General features: G+C 71.0%; 15 protein-coding genes. 5 read left to right on the top strand and 10 right to left on the bottom strand.

Annotation, left to right across the window (positions count from 1 at the left end; all coding sequences use genetic code 11):
• Nucleotides 1-38: 38 nt before the first annotated feature.
• The 10 genes from DRB96_RS20215 to DRB96_RS20260 form a co-directional block, all read right to left on the bottom strand.
• Nucleotides 39-431, bottom strand: a complete 393-nt coding sequence (locus DRB96_RS20215) for a cytidine deaminase (RefSeq protein WP_112449713.1) — start codon at nt 429-431, stop codon at nt 39-41.
• Entirely contained in the window at nt 428-1,693 is a 1,266-nt protein-coding gene (locus tag DRB96_RS20220; RefSeq protein WP_112449714.1) for an ABC transporter permease, read from the bottom strand. Before DRB96_RS20220 ends, DRB96_RS20215 begins: the two co-directional genes overlap by 4 nt.
• The gene (locus tag DRB96_RS20225; protein WP_112449715.1) at nt 1,690-2,805 is read right to left on the bottom strand and encodes an ABC transporter permease; all 1,116 of its coding nucleotides are present in this window, start codon (nt 2,803-2,805) and stop codon (nt 1,690-1,692) included. The genes DRB96_RS20220 and DRB96_RS20225 overlap by 4 nt, the downstream gene beginning before the upstream one ends.
• The gene (locus tag DRB96_RS20230) at nt 2,802-4,469 is read right to left on the bottom strand and encodes an ABC transporter ATP-binding protein (protein WP_239516824.1); all 1,668 of its coding nucleotides are present in this window, start codon (nt 4,467-4,469) and stop codon (nt 2,802-2,804) included. Before DRB96_RS20230 ends, DRB96_RS20225 begins: the two co-directional genes overlap by 4 nt.
• Before the next feature lie 230 nt (nt 4,470-4,699).
• Nucleotides 4,700-5,743 carry a BMP family ABC transporter substrate-binding protein gene (locus tag DRB96_RS20235; protein WP_112449717.1) on the bottom strand — a complete coding sequence of 348 codons (1,044 nt, stop codon included), beginning with the start codon at nt 5,741-5,743 and terminating at the stop codon, nt 4,700-4,702.
• 218 nt (nt 5,744-5,961) lie between these two features.
• Nucleotides 5,962-7,239 (bottom strand): amidohydrolase, encoded by a 1,278-nt coding sequence (locus DRB96_RS20240; RefSeq protein ID WP_112449718.1) that lies wholly within the window; start codon nt 7,237-7,239, stop codon nt 5,962-5,964.
• Between the two features lie 137 nt (nt 7,240-7,376).
• Nucleotides 7,377-8,534, bottom strand: a complete 1,158-nt coding sequence (locus tag DRB96_RS20245; RefSeq protein ID WP_112449719.1) for a hypothetical protein — start codon at nt 8,532-8,534, stop codon at nt 7,377-7,379.
• Between the two features lie 91 nt (nt 8,535-8,625).
• Entirely contained in the window at nt 8,626-9,525 is a 900-nt protein-coding gene (locus DRB96_RS20250; protein WP_112449720.1) for an N-acetylneuraminate synthase family protein, read from the bottom strand.
• A 58-nt stretch (nt 9,526-9,583) separates the two neighbouring features.
• Entirely contained in the window at nt 9,584-10,348 is a 765-nt protein-coding gene (locus DRB96_RS20255; protein ID WP_112449721.1) for a DUF4239 domain-containing protein, read from the bottom strand.
• Nucleotides 10,349-10,581: 233 nt separating this feature from the next.
• Nucleotides 10,582-11,079, bottom strand: a complete 498-nt coding sequence (locus DRB96_RS20260; RefSeq protein ID WP_112449722.1) for a GNAT family protein — start codon at nt 11,077-11,079, stop codon at nt 10,582-10,584.
• A 206-nt stretch (nt 11,080-11,285) separates the two neighbouring features.
• Here DRB96_RS20260 and DRB96_RS20265 point away from each other — a divergent pair, with 206 nt between their 5' ends.
• From DRB96_RS20265 to DRB96_RS20285, 5 genes are all read left to right on the top strand, one after another.
• Complete coding sequence (locus tag DRB96_RS20265) at nt 11,286-12,107, top strand: hypothetical protein (protein WP_112449723.1); 822 nt, start codon at nt 11,286-11,288, stop codon at nt 12,105-12,107.
• A 204-nt stretch (nt 12,108-12,311) separates the two neighbouring features.
• Nucleotides 12,312-12,995, top strand: coding sequence for a TetR/AcrR family transcriptional regulator (locus DRB96_RS20270; RefSeq protein WP_112449724.1), 684 nt, complete (start codon nt 12,312-12,314; stop codon nt 12,993-12,995).
• A gap of 112 nt (nt 12,996-13,107) precedes the next feature.
• Entirely contained in the window at nt 13,108-14,091 is a 984-nt protein-coding gene (locus DRB96_RS20275) for a DJ-1/PfpI family protein (RefSeq protein WP_112449725.1), read from the top strand.
• 169 nt (nt 14,092-14,260) lie between these two features.
• Nucleotides 14,261-14,875, top strand: a complete 615-nt coding sequence (locus DRB96_RS20280; RefSeq protein ID WP_112449726.1) for an isochorismatase family protein — start codon at nt 14,261-14,263, stop codon at nt 14,873-14,875.
• 164 nt (nt 14,876-15,039) lie between these two features.
• Nucleotides 15,040-15,606 (top strand): DinB family protein, encoded by a 567-nt coding sequence (locus tag DRB96_RS20285; RefSeq protein ID WP_112449727.1) that lies wholly within the window; start codon nt 15,040-15,042, stop codon nt 15,604-15,606.
• Nucleotides 15,607-15,656 lie beyond the last annotated feature (50 nt).

A 15,656-nucleotide genomic window follows, 5' to 3' on the forward strand; every position in this document is an offset into this window, starting at 1 on the left:
GCCCCCCGCCCGGCAGGGGCGGAGGGCCGTCGGTACGGCTATCTCAGATGGTCGGGCCCGAAGGCCTGCGGCAGCATCGCGGAGAGCGGCAGGACGCCCTCGGGCGTCTCCACCTGGAGCTCGGCGCCGCCGAACTCGAACAGCAGCTGGCGGCAGCGCCCGCACGGGACGAGGATCTCGCCCTTGCCGTCCACGCACGTGAAGTGCGTCAGCCGGCCGCCGCCCGTGGCCTGGAGGGAGGAGACCAGGCCGCATTCGGCGCACAGGCCGAGCCCGTAGCTGGCGTTCTCCACGTTGCAGCCGACGACGGTGCGCCCGTCGTCGACCAGCGCCGCGACGCCGACCGGGAAGCCCGAGTACGGGGCGTACGCCCGGGACATGGCCTCCCGGGCGGCCTCGCGCAGGGACTCCCAGTCGGGAGCGGTGCTCACTTGCCCTGGCCCTTGCGGTACGGCATGCCGTCCGCCTTCGGCATCCGCAGGCGCTGCGCGGACAGCGCGAGCACCAGCAGCGTGGTCAGGTACGGGGCGGCGTCGACGAACTGGCTGGGCACCGCGTCGGTCAGCGCGTACCAGACGAACAGCAGCACGGCGAAGGCCGCGGAGATGCCGGCCTGGACGTACTTCTTCTTGTACAGCTGCCAGGCCACGACCAGCACGAGGAGGATCGCGAGGAGCAGCAGCATCGCGTGGACGTTCTCCGCGCCGCCGCGCAGCTTGAGGCTGTCGGTGAAGCCGAACAGGCCGGCGCCCAGCGCCATGCCGCCCGGCATCCAGTTGCCGAAGATCATCGCGGCGAGGCCGATGTAGCCGCGGCCGCCGGTCTGGCCCTCCTGGTAGATCGGGCTGGCCACGATCGACAGGAACACGCCGCCCAGGCCCGCGAGGGCGCCCGAGACGATGACGGCGATGTACTTGTACTTGTAGACGTTGACGCCGAGCGATTCGGCGGCGACGGGGTTCTCGCCGCAGGAGCGCAGCCGCAGGCCGAAGGTGGTGCGCCACAGCACCCACCAGGTGCCGGGGATCAGCAGCAGCGCGACGACGGTCAGCAGCGACAGGCCGGTGACCAGCCCGCCGATGACGCCGGCGAGGTCCGAGATGAAGAACCAGTGCTTGCCCTGGAGGGTCGACATCCAGTCCGACAGCCCTGGCACCGTGATCTTGTAGATCGGCTCGACGCGCGGGGACTGCTTGGAGGAACCGCCCGCGGCGTCCGCGAAGGTGAAGTTCGACAGGTACTGGGTGAAGCCCAGCGCCAGGATGTTGATGGCCACACCGGAGACGATGTGGTTGACGTTGAAGGTGACCGTGATGATCGCGTGCAGCAGGCCGCCGATGGCGCCGCCGATCAGACCGGCCATGACGCCGGTCCACGGGCCCCACTGGTAGCCGGCCCAGGCACCGAACCAGGTGCCGAGGATCATCATGCCTTCGAGGCCGATGTTGACGACGCCCGCGCGCTCGGCCCACAGGCCGCCGAGTCCGGCGAGGCCGATCGGCACGGCGAGGGAGAGCGCCCCGGAGACCTGGCCGACCGAGGTCAGGTCGTTCGCGCCGCTGATCACGCGGACCAGCGAGATCAGCGCGAGGCCGCCCGCGATGATCAGCATCATCCACGGGAGGGTGAGCTTCTTGCGGCCGCCCGGCTTCTTGGGGGCGGCGCTCGTCGCGGAAACGGTGCTGGTGCTCACGCCGCGACCTCCTTGTCGGTCTTGATGGCGCCGCCGGCGGCGAGTTCCTCGCCGACCTTCTGCTGCTGGCGTCGGATCCCGTAACGGCGGACGAGCTCGTAGGAGACGACGACCGCGATCACGATCAGACCCTTCATGATCGTGCCGATCTCCTTCGCGTACCCGGCCGTGTCGAGCGAGGCCGAGGCCTTGTCGATGAAGGCCATCAGGAACGCGGCGAAGAAGATGCCGACCGGGCTGTTGCGTCCGAGCAGCGCGATGGTGATGCCGGTGAAGCCGATGCCGGCCGGGAAGGACAGGTTGTACGTGTGGGTCTCGCCCAGCAGCTGCGGCATGCCGGCGAGGCCGGCGACCGCGCCGGAGATGAGCATCGAGGTGATGATCATCTTCTTGGCGTCCACGCCGGAGGCCTGGGCGGCGGACTCGCTGGCGCCGGTGGCGCGCAGGTCGAAGCCGAAGCGGGTCCGGTTCAGTCCGAACCAGTAGACGATGCCCAGGGCGAAGGCGACGAAGGTGAAGCCGTAGATCTCCAGGCCGTCGCCGATCGGGAGCGCCGGGAACCAGCCGGACGAGGCGATGTCGCCCGTGGTCAGGTCGTTCGAGCCCGCGGGCTGGACGCCGAGGTTCTTCGGCAGGATCAGATAGGCGATCAGGCTGGTCGCGATGGCGTTCAGCATGATCGTGGAGACGACCTCGCTGACTCCGCGCTTGGCCTTCAGGACACCCGCGATACCGGCCCAGAAGGCACCGGTCAGCATGGCGACGACCACGATCAGCAGGATGTGCAGCGGCCCGGGCAGGGATACGGCGGTGCCGACCACGGCCGAGATCATCGCGGCGAGCCGGTACTGGCCGTCGACGCCGATGTTGAAGAGGTTCATCCGGAAGCCGATGGCCACGGCCAGGGCCGCCAGGTAGTAGGTGCCCGCCTGGTTCACGATCAGGATCTGGATGTCCTGGAAACCGGCGTTCTCCACCATCAGGCGCAGCGGTTCGATCGGGTTGATGCCCGTCGCGCCCAGCACGGCCATGGTCAGCACGAAGGCGGTGACCAGCGCGAGCGCGGGCCCGGCGAAGCCGAGGAGCAGCCGGTCCTTGTCGAGTTTCTTCATCGGGCCTCGTCCTCCGGGGAGTCGGTACGGGTTTCCGTGCCGGCGGCGGAGTGGTTGTCGGTGGCTTCCAGGTGCCCGGAGGCGGCGCCCGTCATGGCGGTGCCGAGCTCCTCCGGGGTGACGGTCGCGGGGTCCGCGTCGGCGACCAGGCGGCCGCGGTAGATGACGCGCAGGGTGTCGGACAGGCCGATGAGCTCGTCCAGGTCGGCCGAGATCAGCAGGACGGCCAGGCCCTCGCGGCGGGCCTCGCGGATCGCGTCCCAGATCTGCGCCTGCGCGCCGACGTCCACGCCGCGCGTGGGGTGGGCCGCGATGAGGAACTTCGGGTTGTGGCTCATCTCGCGGCCGACGATCAGCTTCTGCTGGTTGCCGCCGGAGAGCGAGGCCGCGGTGACCTCGATGCCGGGCGTGCGGACGTCGTACTCGCGCACGATCCGCTCGGTGTCCTTGCGGGCGGCCTTCGGGTCGAGGATGCCGCGCTTGGAGTTGGGGGCCTCGGTGACGTGGCCGAGGATGCGGTTCTCCCAGAGGGAGGACTCCAGCAGCAGTCCGTGGCGGTGGCGGTCCTCGGGGATGTAGCCGATGCCGCCCTCGCGCCGCTTGCGGACCGGGGCCTTGGTGATGTCCTTGCCGTCGAGGGTGATGGCGCCCGCGTCGGGGGTCATCATGCCCATGAGGGCCTCGATGAGCTCGGTCTGGCCGTTGCCCTCGACGCCCGCGATGCCGAGGATCTCGCCCTTGTGGATCGTGAAGCTGATCCCGTCGAGCAGGAGGCGGCCGGCGGCCGCGCTCTCGCGCACGTTGGCGTCCGGCAGCCCCGGCGTGCGCGCGGTGTCCTCCGTGGCCACGGGCGCGCCGCCCTCGGCGATCGTCAGGGACTCGACCTGGAGCATCGGGGTGGTGGTCACCGTGGACTCGCGGGTCTCGGGCGACGGGAGCTCGGAGCCGACCATCAGCTCGGCGAGCTGCTTGGTCGTGGTGGTGCGCGGGTCGGCGGTGCCGACCGTGGTGCCGCGCCGGATGACGGTGATGTCGTCGGCGACCTTCAGGACCTCGCCCAGCTTGTGCGAGATGAAGATGACGGTCAGGCCCTCGGACTTGAGCTCGCGCAGGTTGTCGAAGAGGGCGTCCACCTCCTGCGGCACGAGCACGGCGGTCGGCTCGTCGAGGATGAGGATCTTGGCGCCGCGGTAGAGGACCTTGAGGATCTCCACGCGCTGCCGGTCGGCGACGCCGAGGTCCTCGACCAGCGCGTCGGGGCGCACGCCGAGGCCGTACGCGTCCGAGATCTCCTTGATCTTCTTGCGGGCCTTCGCGCCGATGCCGTAGAGCTTCTCGCCGCCGAGAACCACGTTCTCCAGGACGGTGAGGTTGTCGGCCAGCATGAAGTGCTGGTGCACCATGCCGATGCCGCGGGCGATGGCGTCGCCGGGGCTGGTGAAGGAGACCTGCTCCCCGTCGATGGCGATGGTCCCCTCGTCCGGCTTCTGCATGCCGTAGAGGATCTTCATCAGAGTCGACTTGCCGGCGCCGTTCTCACCGACGAGGGCGTGGACCGTGCCCTTGCGGACGGTGATCGCGATGTCCTTGTTGGCGACGACGCCGGGGAAGCGCTTGGTGATGCCGTGCAGTTCTACGGCGGGGGGCGGGCTGGACGCGTTGATGACGCACTCTCCTTGGCGCGGAAGGAGCTGAAGGCAGGGAGGGGACAGGGCGGGGGGAGAAAGTATCGCGTCCACGATGCTTCTACGCGCGTAGCACTGTCGAAAGTGAAAACTTGCGGCCAACCGGCCACAAGATCACATGAAACCACGTGACACGGGCCGGGGCCCGGGAGCGATGGTGACCGCTTCCCGGACCCCGGGTGCACGCTAACCGCATGTCAGACGCTGCCTTACGGCGCGGTCTTGACCTCGATCTTCTTGGCGATGATGTCGGCCTTGGCCTTCTCCACCGCGGCGATGACGTCGGTCATCTTCTTGTACTCGGGGTTGGAGTCGGCCAGGCCGACGCCGTCCTTGTCGAGGCCGTAGCGGACCTCGCCGACCTGCGGCTTGCCGTCCTTGACCGACTTGATCAGGTTGAAGACGGACTGCGAGACCTGCTTGGTGACCGAGGTCAGGATGTGGTCCTTGTACTTCGCCAGACCGGCCTGGCTGTACTGGTCCGAGTCGACGCCGATGGCCCACTTGCCCTTGGCGGCGGTGGCCTCGATGGCACCGGAACCGGCCAGACCGGCGGCCGCGTAGACCACGTCGGCGCCCTTGTCGAGCTGGCCCTCGGCCGCGGCCTTGCCCAGGTCGGGCTTGGCGAAGCCGTCGAAGTTCGGCGGCTGGGTCAGGTACTGGGTGAGCACCTTGGCGTTCGGGTTGGTGTCCTTGACGCCCTGGACGAAGCCCGCCTCGAACTTCTTGATCAGCGGAACCTCGACACCGCCGATGAAGCCGACCGTGCCGGTCTTGGACACCTTGGCGGCGGCGACGCCGGCCAGGTAGGAGCCCTGCTCCTCGTTGAAGACCAGGTTGGCGACGTTCGGCGCGGTCACCGAGGTGTCGTCGATGATGCCGAAGGTGGTCTTCGGGAACTTCTCGGAGACCTTCTTGATGGCCGGCGCGTAGGCGAAACCGACGCCGATGACCGGGTTGTTGCCCTTGCGGGCCAGCTCGGTGAGGCGCTGGACCTTGTCGGCCTCGCCCTCACCGTCGGTGGGCTCCGCCTCGGCGCCCTTGATCTGCAGGTCCTTCTCGGCCTGCTGCAGACCCGCGTAGGCGGCATCGTTGAACGACTGGTCGCCGCGGCCACCGATGTCGTACGCGATGGCGGCGCTGGGCTCCTTCGAAGAGGAATCCGAGGACGACTTTCCGCCACAGGCGGTGGCCGAGAGGGCCAGCGCGGAGGCTGCGATGCCCACGGTGGCGATCCTGGTGATCCGGCGCAAGGGGAGGCTCCTTCAAAACCTGACCGAAGCGCCACGGCCGGCGCTGGTTTCGCGGCGATCGTAACGCGCGTAGATGTCAGTTAAAGGCCCGTTCATGAGTCGTTATCGGATCGTCGTGAACCAGACAGTGACCGGCCGGTAACTCGCGACGCGTCCAGCCCTTGCGTACCAAGGGCTGGACGTACCCGCCGGATCATCCGCCGATGCGGTAGGGATTCCTACCCCGCGGACCCGGCCGGCCCCGCGGACCTGGCGCGCCGCCCTTCGAACGGCGCGCCGTCGAGCAGGGCCGCGGCCGTGAAGAACTCCACGCCGACCCCGATCGCGGCCTCGTCCACATCGAAGTCGCCCCGGTGCAGATCGCGCTTGGCCGTGTCGCCGGGGGTACGGACACCCAGGCGCGCCATGGCTCCGGGCACGTGCTCCAGGTACCAGGAGAAGTCCTCCCCGCCCAGGCTCTGCTCGGTGTCCTCGACCGAGTCGGAGCCGCGCCGGGCGCCCATCGCCTCGCGCAGCAGTTCGGTGACCACCGGATCGTTGACGACCGGGGGGACCCCGCGGACGTAGGTGATCTCCGATTTGGCGCGGTGCATCGAGGCGATCTCGTCGATGACGGCGTGGATCTGGTCCGGGGCCTCGTGCCAGGAGGCCAGGTCCAGGCACCGAACGGTTCCGGACAGCTCCGCGTGCATCGGGATGACGTTGCAGGCGTGCCCGGCCTCGATCCGGCCCCAGGTGACCGACATGCCCGAGCGGGCGTCCATCCGCCGGGCCAGCACGGCCGGCAGGTCGAGGGCGAGCCGGGCGGCGGCCGTCACCAGGTCGGTGGTCAGGTGCGGGCGGGCGGTGTGCCCGCCCGGGCCCTCGAGGGTGACCTCCAGGCGGTCGCAGGCCGAGGTGATGGGCCCGCTGCGCAGGCCGATCCGGCCCGCGTCGACCCGCGGGTCGCAGTGCACCGCGACGATCTTGCCCACGCCGTCCAGCACCGCGGAGTCGATGGCCTCGGTGGCGCCGCCCGGCAGCACCTCCTCGGCGGGCTGGAAGAGCAGCCGCACCGGGCGGGGCAGCAGCCCCTGGCGGTCGAGCTCGGCGAGGACCAGGCCGGCACCGAGGACGACGGCGGTGTGCACGTCGTGGCCGCAGGCGTGGGCGCGGTCCGGGACGGTCGAGCGGTACGAGACGTGCGTCTTGGCGTCCGGGATGGGCAGGGCGTCGATGTCCGCGCGCAGGGCCAGCATGGGGCGCACGCCGTCCCAGGTCCCCACGTCACAGATGAGTCCGGTGCCCGACTTCAGCACCTTCGGGCGCAGGCCCGCTTTCTCCAGCCGGGCCTTGATCGCCGCCGTCGTGCGGAACTCCTGGTGTCCTAGCTCGGGATGCATGTGCAAGTCCCGGCGGAAGGCGATCAGTTCGGCACGCAGGTGGTCCGGAAGCTTGCCGGGCAGCTCGGGCCGGTCGGGCGCGGCGGGCTGGGCGGTCTGGGACTCGCGGGACATCAACTGGTTCACCCGTTTAAGGGTAGGCCCACCCATGGCTCAACTGGCCGGAGATCACCAAAAGTTCATGCCGTTAGGGGAAAGAAACCCGGCCTCTGGACGCATGACCGGATGAGCCCGGGGGTAAACTCGCGCGCTCATCCGGCCGCAGGAGCCGCCTGAGCAGGAAGTCTGTGCGCGTCACGGGCGGTGTCGGTGACCCCGGCGAGGAAACCGCGGGCCCGGTCCGAGGCGGACGGCGTGAGCCAGCCCGGATCCACATCGCATACGGCCACCCTGACGCCCGTGCCGATCAGGGCGTACGGCAGCGTGTGGACGACCGTGGACGGGAAGCTGACGATCGTGCGGCCGACCGGGCCGCGCCGGGCGATCAGCTCCAGCGGCAGGTCCGGACGGACGATTTCCAGCCCGGTGGCCTCGCTCAGGGCGCGCAGCTTCTCCGGGGACTCCCGCCGGTGCGCGAAGTAGCGGGTGGCGCCGTGCTCCAGGGCCAGGGCGCGCACCGCGTCCAGATAGCGGTCCGGGTCGACCACGCCCGTCTCCACCAGCGAGGTCCCGACCAGGTCGGTGCCCTTGGTCAGGCGGGGCGGGCCGAAGCGGGCCCGGGTCCAGGCGAAGTCGTTGAGCCGGACGGTCATCGTGCCGTGCGCGGTGACCGGCATCGAGGTGAACACCTCGACGCGGCGGCCGGTCGCGGGGCCCGGGGTGAACCGGCGCCGGGCGGTCGCCGAGACCGGCGCGTACGCCAGCTCGCGCAGCCGGCCCGGCAGTCCGCCGCCGCCGGCCCGGTGCCAGCGCACGAGGCGCTCGCCGCGGGCCGTCTGGGCGACGAACTCCATGGTGGCGGTGCCGTCGTCCACGACGACGAGCTCCTCGGCCCGGACGAGAGTGAGCAGGAGCTGTACGTAGCGGGAGAACGGATCCCCTATGACCACCCGCCGGGCCGACCGCACGTCACGGGCGAGCGCGGCGAGCGCCTTGAGCGGTGCGAGCCGGCCGCCGCGCGCCTCCTGCCACCGGACCTCGTGGCCCTCGTCCCGGGCCAGGCCCGCCATCCGGCGCAGTTGGCCCCGGGACATGGGGTCGGTGGGCGGGAGCACGACGATCCGCAGGGCGGAGGGCTCCGCCGCGACCGCCGCCGGACCGGTGCCGCCGCCGCGGGCGGGCTGGCGCGGAACGGTTCCGAGGAGCCGGCCCCCGCCTTGGGCGTACGACCACTCCAGGACGTTGAGGAGCTGGACCGGGCTCTCCACGAAAGCCAGGGTCGGGGGCGGGGTGGGGTCTGAGGGGGTCACCGCGTACTCCTCGTCAGAGGGTGGAAGGGAAGGACGCACGGTCCGCGCGGGTCCGCTGCCGGGCCGGCTCCCGGACCCCCCGCGGCCCCGCTCACACCGAGGCGAGCTCGCCCTGGACCCGGCGGAGCTTCTTCATCGGGCCGAGCTCGGAGGCGTAGACGCGCTTGACGCCGTCGCCCAGCGCGGTCTCGATGGTGCGGATGTCGCGGACCAGCCGGGTCAGGCCGCCGGGCTCGACGGAGGCCGCCTGGTCGGAGCCCCACATCGCGCGGTCGAGGGTGATGTGGCGCTCGACGAAGGCGGCTCCGAGCGCGACCGCCGCCAGGGTGGTCTGCAGGCCCGTCTCGTGGCCGGAGTAGCCGATGGGGACGTTGGGGTACTCCTCCTGGAGGGTGTTGATGACCCGCAGGTTGAGCTCCTCCGCCTTGGCCGGGTACGTCGAAGTGGCGTGGCAGAGCAGGATGTTGTCGCTGCCGAGCACCTCCACCGCGTGCCGGATCTGCTTCGGGGTGGACATGCCGGTGGAGAGGACGACGGTGCGGCCGGTGGCGCGCAGGGCGCGCAGCAGCTCGTCGTCGGTCAGCGAGGCGGAGGCGACCTTGTGGGCGGGGACGTCGAACTTCTCCAGGAAGGCGACGGCCTCGGTGTCCCACGGGGAGGCGAACCAGTCGATGCCGCGCTTGGCGCAGTGCTCGTCGATGGCGCGGTACTCGGCCTCGCCGAACTCCACGCGGTGGCGGTAGTCGATGTAGGTCATGCGGCCCCAGGGGGTGTCGCGCTCGATGTCCCACTGATCGCGGGGGGTGCAGATCTCGGGGGTGCGCTTCTGGAACTTCACGGCGTCGCAGCCCGCCTCGGCGGCGGCGTCGATGAGGGCGAAGGCGTTGCCGAGGTCGCCGTTGTGGTTGATGCCGATCTCGCCGACGACGTACACGGGGCGGCCGGGGCCGGCGGTGCGCGAGCCGAAGGTGCGGAGGCGGTGGGACGACAAGCACCGCGATCTACACAGGTGAGATCGTGGGCGGCGTGAGATGTGTATAAGGGACGGCTCAGATGCCGTGCGAGGTGACGAACGCCATCCGGCGCAGTGCCTCGTGGAAGGCGTCGGGCTCGACGTGGACCCCCGACGCGTAGGCGTGGTTGAGCTGGAGGACCAGCCAGACCCCGTAGCCGCAGACGGCGCCGAGGGCGGCGATGCCGAGGATCCCCCGGATGCCCTTGGGCCAGCCGATGAGGACCAGGAAGCCCACGGACAGGGCGGCCGCGCCGATCAGGGTGACCACCATGATGGACGGGAGCCCGCCCTGGATGTCCGCCACCCGGACCCGGCGCTGCGCCAGCAGCCGGTTGATCGCGTCCCTGGAGTCGTCCACGGCCTTGGGCGGGGTGTCCGCCGGGATCTTGGCCACCAGCTGGTAGAGCCCGTAGACCATGGCCCAGGTCTCGTCGTCCGTCTGGCCGTCCCGCATCTTCGGCCATTCGCGCTCGATGACCATGTGTGCGTACTTCTCGGAGTGGCCGCGCACTTCCGCCTTCGTCTGCGCCGGCATCCGGTCGGCCGCCAAGTACAGGTCTATGAGGGCGCCGGCCTCGGCGTAGTTCCCCTTGCGGGCGACGGCCAGGTCCTGGGCCGAACTCACCATCAGGAAGGCCAGGGTGAGGATGAAGAAGGAGAAGACCACTCCGGCGGCGGTACCCACGGCCGGGCCCGCGTCCGGCATGCCGCGGTGGCGCGCCAGGTAGTGGCCCAGCCGCGCCGCGGCGACGGCGATCAGGGCGGCTCCGATGACGGCGATGACGGCGACAACAACCATGGGGTCGAGGACTCCTCGGTGCGGGGGCCGGCCGGCAGCACTCGCTGCCGGTGATCAACACCCTCCGTGATCATTGCCGCCCGCGCGCGCCGGGCGCACCGATGGGGTGAAGCACCGTATCCGACGGACCGTCCGACCACCCGTACTCCGGCTCGTACGCCGCCTCGTACTCCGCCTTGTACTCCGCCTCGTACTGCGGCTCATCCGCCGGCTCGGTCCGCCCGCCGGGCGGGTCAGCCCGCGGCGGGGAGCGCGCGCCGGTAGCTCCGCCCGGGGCGGCCGTCGACGGTGAGGTCCCCCGTCGGCGTGAAGCCGGACCGGCGCAGGACAGCCGCGGACGCCGCGTTGTCCAGGGTGGTCACCGCGGTGAGGGTGCGGAGCCCGTACGGCGAGGCGGCGAGCAGGCAGACTTCCCCGACGGCGGCCGTGGCCGTACCGCGGCCCGCCGCGCGTTCCCCGATGCGGTAGCCGAGTTCGGCGGTGCCTTCCTCGACGTCGACGAGGTTGACCCGGCCGACGAGGGCTCCGTGCTCGTCCAGGACGACATGGAAGTGGCACGTGCCCGCCTCCTGTTCGGCGAGCAGCGCGCGGTGGCGTGCCTCGAACCCGGTGAAGGTGAAGTACGTGTCGCCCCGGTCCGGTACGGAGCGGGCGAAGTACTCCCTGTTCTCCTGCTCGAAGGCCAGCAGGATGTCTCCGTGTTCGGCGCGGAGCCGCTCCAGTCGCAGCATGCGCCGAGCCTATACGGGCCGCCCGGGCGGCCTCCAGGCGATTTCCCGGGGCGCCGCGAGGAGCATCGTGGGGCGCGCGCCGTACCGGGCGCCGGGACGGGAGGATCGGCCTGACCGCCGGAGTGTCGTAGGGGCGTGCGACGATGTTTTCCGGTTCGGGAGGGGATACGGGCCGGACCGAGTCAACACACGGCCAAGGGGTGGGAATGAAGACAGGGAAGGTCGCCGCGGGCATCACCGCGGCACTGATCGTGACGGTGGGCCTGAGCGGCTGTACGGCCGGCTCGTCGGTGGGCAAGCAGGCCGCCGACACGGCGGAGACGCTGGTCGCGACGCTCACGAAGGCTTCCGACGAAGCTTCGAAGGCGGGCTCGGCCAAGGTCAAGATGACCGTGTCCACACCGGACACGGGTGGCAAGCCGGTGCTGATGGAAGGCGTCTACTCGTGGGGCAACGGCCTCGCGATGGAGGCCGAGATGCCGGCGAAGGACCTCGAGATGGAGGACCTGGTCGCCGACGGCACGGTCACGATGCGGCTCGTGCAGGGTGCGTACTACTACGGTGTCGACCCGGCCTCGGAGGGTCCGTTCAAGGGCAAGAGCTGGCTGAAGGTCGAGGCCTCGGCCATCCTCGGCGACGCGGGCGCCTCCGCCATGAACGCGGGCAACAACGACCCGACGGCCGGCCTGAAGACCCTCAAGTGGGCCAAGGACGTCAAGAAGGTCGGCACGGAGACCGTCAACGGCAAGAGCGCGGTCCACTACCGCGCCACCATCCCCAAGGAGAGGATGGGCGACGCCGCTTCCGTGTTCGGCGCGGTGGGCGGCGGCAGCGCCGACGGGCTCGTCGCGGACGTCTGGGTCGACGACAAGGGCATGCCCGCGCGGCTGACCCAGACCTACGGGGACGTCAGCGGGGACGTGGAATTCCTGTCCTTCGGCGTCGCGCAGGACATAGCCGTCCCGCCGGCCGCCGACACGGCCGACATGACGGACCTCGTCAAGAACGGCGGCGCGGGCCAGGTCTGAGGCGCGGGCCCAGGGGACTCACGGGACCCACGAGCCCACGGGTCCACGGGTCTCGTACGGAGGCTGCGCGGGTGTGGCCTCGGCCTGCCGCGCAGCCCCGCCGGGGGCGACCGGGGCAACCAGGGCAGCGGTGCGTAACGCACGGTTCGGTCCATATACTGAGACCGCACGCACCGCCATCGCGCTGACGCGAAGGACCGCCCCATGGAAGCCGAGACGGCGAACGCCACGGACGAGTACGGCATCCCGGTCGCCCCCGGCCTCCCTGACGCCGCCCGGCGCAAGCGGCAGGCGATCATGGAGGCGGCCGCCGCCGAGTTCCTGGCCGAGGGCTATTCCGCCGCTTCCATGGACTCGATCACCAGCCGCTCCGGGGTGTCCAAGGCCACGGTCTACAAGCACTTCGGCAACAAGGAGCGCCTGTTCCTCGCCGCCATCGGCGGGATCCTGCGGCGCACGTACGCCGGCCTCGAGCCGTACGGCTCCACGATCGCGGAAGCCGGCGATTTGCGCGGCGCCCTGATCGGCGCCACCCGGGACTGGGCCGCGCTGCTGCTGCGCCCCGACATCGTGTCGCTACGGCGCCTGGTCATCGGGGAGACCGACCGTTTCCCGCAGCTCGGCCGGCTCTGGTACGACCTCACGTACGACATGTGCGACGGCCCCCTCACGGAGGCCGTCGCAGCCCTCGGTCGGAGCGGGAAGCTGGACGTGCCCGACCCCGTGCTCGCCGTGCGGCAGCTCGTCGCCACCACCGTGGGCGTCCCGCAGCTGGTCCACACCTTCCTGCCCGACACCGAGACGGATCCGGCGGAGCTCACCCGCGTCGTCACCTCGGGCGTGGACCTGTTCCTGGCCCGGTACGCCACTCCCACAGATTGCCGATGAGGGCCGGCGTTTCCACCTCCGTCCGCCGTCCCCACGGCCCCGCCGTCCACGTGTCCGGATGTGACAGAAGACCGTCATTGCGGATGTGAGGGGCGGGGGGAACCATGGGGTCATGCCCAGCAACCGCCGCATCGTCATCGTGGTCTTTCCGGACGTCGACCTCCTCGACGTGACGGGTCCGGCCGAGGTGTTCGCCCTGGCCAACCGCGAGACCGAGGGCCGCGCGGGCTATCAGGTGCAGTTGGCGGGCCCCTCGCGCGGCGCGGTCACCACGGCGGCCGGGGTCCGGCTGCTGGCGGACCTCGCCTTCGACGAGGTGAGCGGCGTGCTGGACACGCTGCTCGTGCCCGGCGCGGTCGACCTGCGCCCGCAGGGCCCGGTCGCCCGGGTCGACCGGGACGTCGTGGAATGGGTCAGGGTGACCGCGCCGCAGGCCCGCCGCGTGGCGTCGGTGTGCGTGGGCGCGCACCTGCTGGCCGCCGCCGGGCTGCTGGACGGGAAGCGGGCGACCACGCACTGGTCGACCGCGGCCCAACTGGCCGCCGAACACCCGGAGGTGACGGTCGACGCGGACCCGATCTTCGTCAGGTCCGGGAAGGTGTGGACCGGCGCGGGGATCAGCGCCTGCATGGACCTCGCGCTGGCGATGGTGGCCGAGGACCTGGGCGAGCAGGTCGCCCTCGCGGTGGCCCGGCAGCTGGTGATGTACCTCAAGCGCCAGGGCGGGCAGAGCCAGTTCTCGGTACCGCTGAGCCGGCCCGCCGGGTCCAGGCGGGACATCGAGGAACTGCGGACGTACATCGCGGAGCACCTCGAAGCCGATCTGTCCACGGTGGCGCTGGCCGGGCGGATGGCGCTGAGCGAGCGGCACTTCGCGCGGGTCTTCCGCAAGGAGACCGGCACCAGCCCGGCCTCGTACGTCGAGGCCGTCCGGGTGGAGGCGGCGCGGCGTCTGCTGGAGAGCACCGACCAGCCACTGGACCGGCTCGCCGCCGCCTGCGGATTCGGCTCCGTGGAGACCTTGCACCGGGCGCTGCGCAAGCAGATCGACACGACGCCCGCCGCCTACCGCCGCCGCTTCCGCACGACCGCCTGACCCCCGCTCCACCCCTACGCGTCACACATCCTCGCCCCTTCTCCCTCCTCTCCTCTCTCCTCTCCTCTCTTCCACGGTCGCGGGCACCGCGCGGGCCGTGCGGCTTCGCCGTGCCCTCGTGCGCCATGCCCTCCATCCCTGCTTGCCCTTCCCGAAAGGAACCCTTCCCATGAACGCTCCGCTCACCGCTTCGCCGACGCTGCGCGAGATCTTCGGACTCGACTCCGGTCTGCCCCGGCTCGCCGACACCGCTCTCGTCATGATCGATTTCCAGAACACCTACACCGCCGGGGTGCTGGAGCTGGAGGGCGTACGGGAGGCCCTCGCGGCCGGTGCCCGGCTGCTCGCCGCCGCCCGCGCCGCCGGGATCCCCGTGGTCCACGTCGTGAACGACTCGGGCTGGAACTCCCCCTACGACATCCGTGCGGAGATCGGCGCCATCTGCGCGGAGGTCGCCCCCGTCGACGGGGAGCCCGTCGTGGTCAAGGAGTTCCCCGACGCCTTCCACGACACCGTCCTGGAGAAGGTGCTGCGCGAGCTGGGGGCGGGGACGGAGCTGGTGCTGGCCGGCTTCATGACGCACATGTGCGTCGTCTTCACCGCCCACGGTGCCATCACCCGCGGCTACCGGCCCACCGTCGTCGCCGAGGCCACCGCCACCCGCCCGCTGGCCGGCCCCGACGGCACCGTCGTCCCGGCGGCCGCCCTGCAGGCCGCCTCGCTGGTCACGGTCGCCGACCGGTTCGGCGCGGTCGCGCCCACGGTGGACTCCCTCATCGGCTGACACCACCACCACGACGGCCGCCGCTCCCGGACCGCGGACCGGGAGCGGCGGCTGCGCGACAAGACCGGGCGGGGGCGTGACGAGTTCCGCCCCTCACCATCGGGGGGAGAACGGAGAACACCGCGACGAAATCCACTGGCGGGTCCGGTCCCCCGAGGGCGAGCATGGGGCACATGAGTGATCAACCCGAGCGATGGACCCAGGCGACCGTCTACCCCGACATGTGGGCGGACCCGGCCGACGACCCCCGCAACAACGAGGACAGCCCGGACGGCGAGCTCGCCACGCTGCTGGACTTCCTCGCGAACTACCGCATCACCCTGCGGATGAAGTGCGAGGGCCTGGATCCGGAGCAGCTGGCCCGCCGGGCGGTCCCGCCGTCGACGATGTCGCTGCTCGGCCTGCTCCGGCACCTCGCCGAAGTGGAACGGGACTGGCGCAACTGGATCAGCGACGGTGATCCGCTGCCGAAGCTGTACGGCAAGAAGGACGCCGACTTCGAGGGGGCCGTCGCCGAGCAGGCCGTCGTCGACGCCGCGTACGCCGATCTGGCGCGCGAGCAGGCCGAGGTCGACGCCGCGCTCGCCGGGCACCCGGATCTGGGCGAGCGGCTGGGCAAGGACCGGATCGCGGTGCGGGAGCTGATCGTGCACCGGATCGAGGAGTACGCCCGGCACTGCGGGCACGCCGACCTGCTGCGCGAGTGCGTCGACGGCAGGGTGGGCCAGTGAGGTTCCGCCGGTGAGGTTCCGCCGGTGAGGTCCCGCCTGTGAGGTCCCGC

The organism is Streptomyces sp. ICC1 (assembly GCF_003287935.1).
GTDB classification, from domain to species: domain Bacteria; phylum Actinomycetota; class Actinomycetes; order Streptomycetales; family Streptomycetaceae; genus Streptomyces; species Streptomyces tritrimontium.

Excerpts from the sequence above, each read along its gene's own strand:
- DRB96_RS20225 (WP_112449715.1), bottom strand. The coding sequence starts at position 2,805 with ATGAAGAAACTCGACAAGGACCGGCTGCTCCTCGGCTTCGCCGGGCCC.
- DRB96_RS20240 (WP_112449718.1), bottom strand. The coding sequence starts at position 7,239 with ATGTCCCGCGAGTCCCAGACCGCCCAGCCCGCCGCGCCCGACCGGCCC.
- DRB96_RS20255 (WP_112449721.1), bottom strand. The coding sequence starts at position 10,348 with ATGGTTGTTGTCGCCGTCATCGCCGTCATCGGAGCCGCCCTGATCGCC.
- DRB96_RS20260 (WP_112449722.1), bottom strand. The coding sequence starts at position 11,079 with ATGCTGCGACTGGAGCGGCTCCGCGCCGAACACGGAGACATCCTGCTG.
- DRB96_RS20265 (WP_112449723.1), top strand. The coding sequence starts at position 11,286 with ATGAAGACAGGGAAGGTCGCCGCGGGCATCACCGCGGCACTGATCGTG.
- DRB96_RS20270 (WP_112449724.1), top strand. The coding sequence starts at position 12,312 with ATGGAAGCCGAGACGGCGAACGCCACGGACGAGTACGGCATCCCGGTC.
- DRB96_RS20275 (WP_112449725.1), top strand. The coding sequence starts at position 13,108 with ATGCCCAGCAACCGCCGCATCGTCATCGTGGTCTTTCCGGACGTCGAC.
- DRB96_RS20280 (WP_112449726.1), top strand. The coding sequence starts at position 14,261 with ATGAACGCTCCGCTCACCGCTTCGCCGACGCTGCGCGAGATCTTCGGA.
- DRB96_RS20285 (WP_112449727.1), top strand. The coding sequence starts at position 15,040 with ATGGGGCACATGAGTGATCAACCCGAGCGATGGACCCAGGCGACCGTC.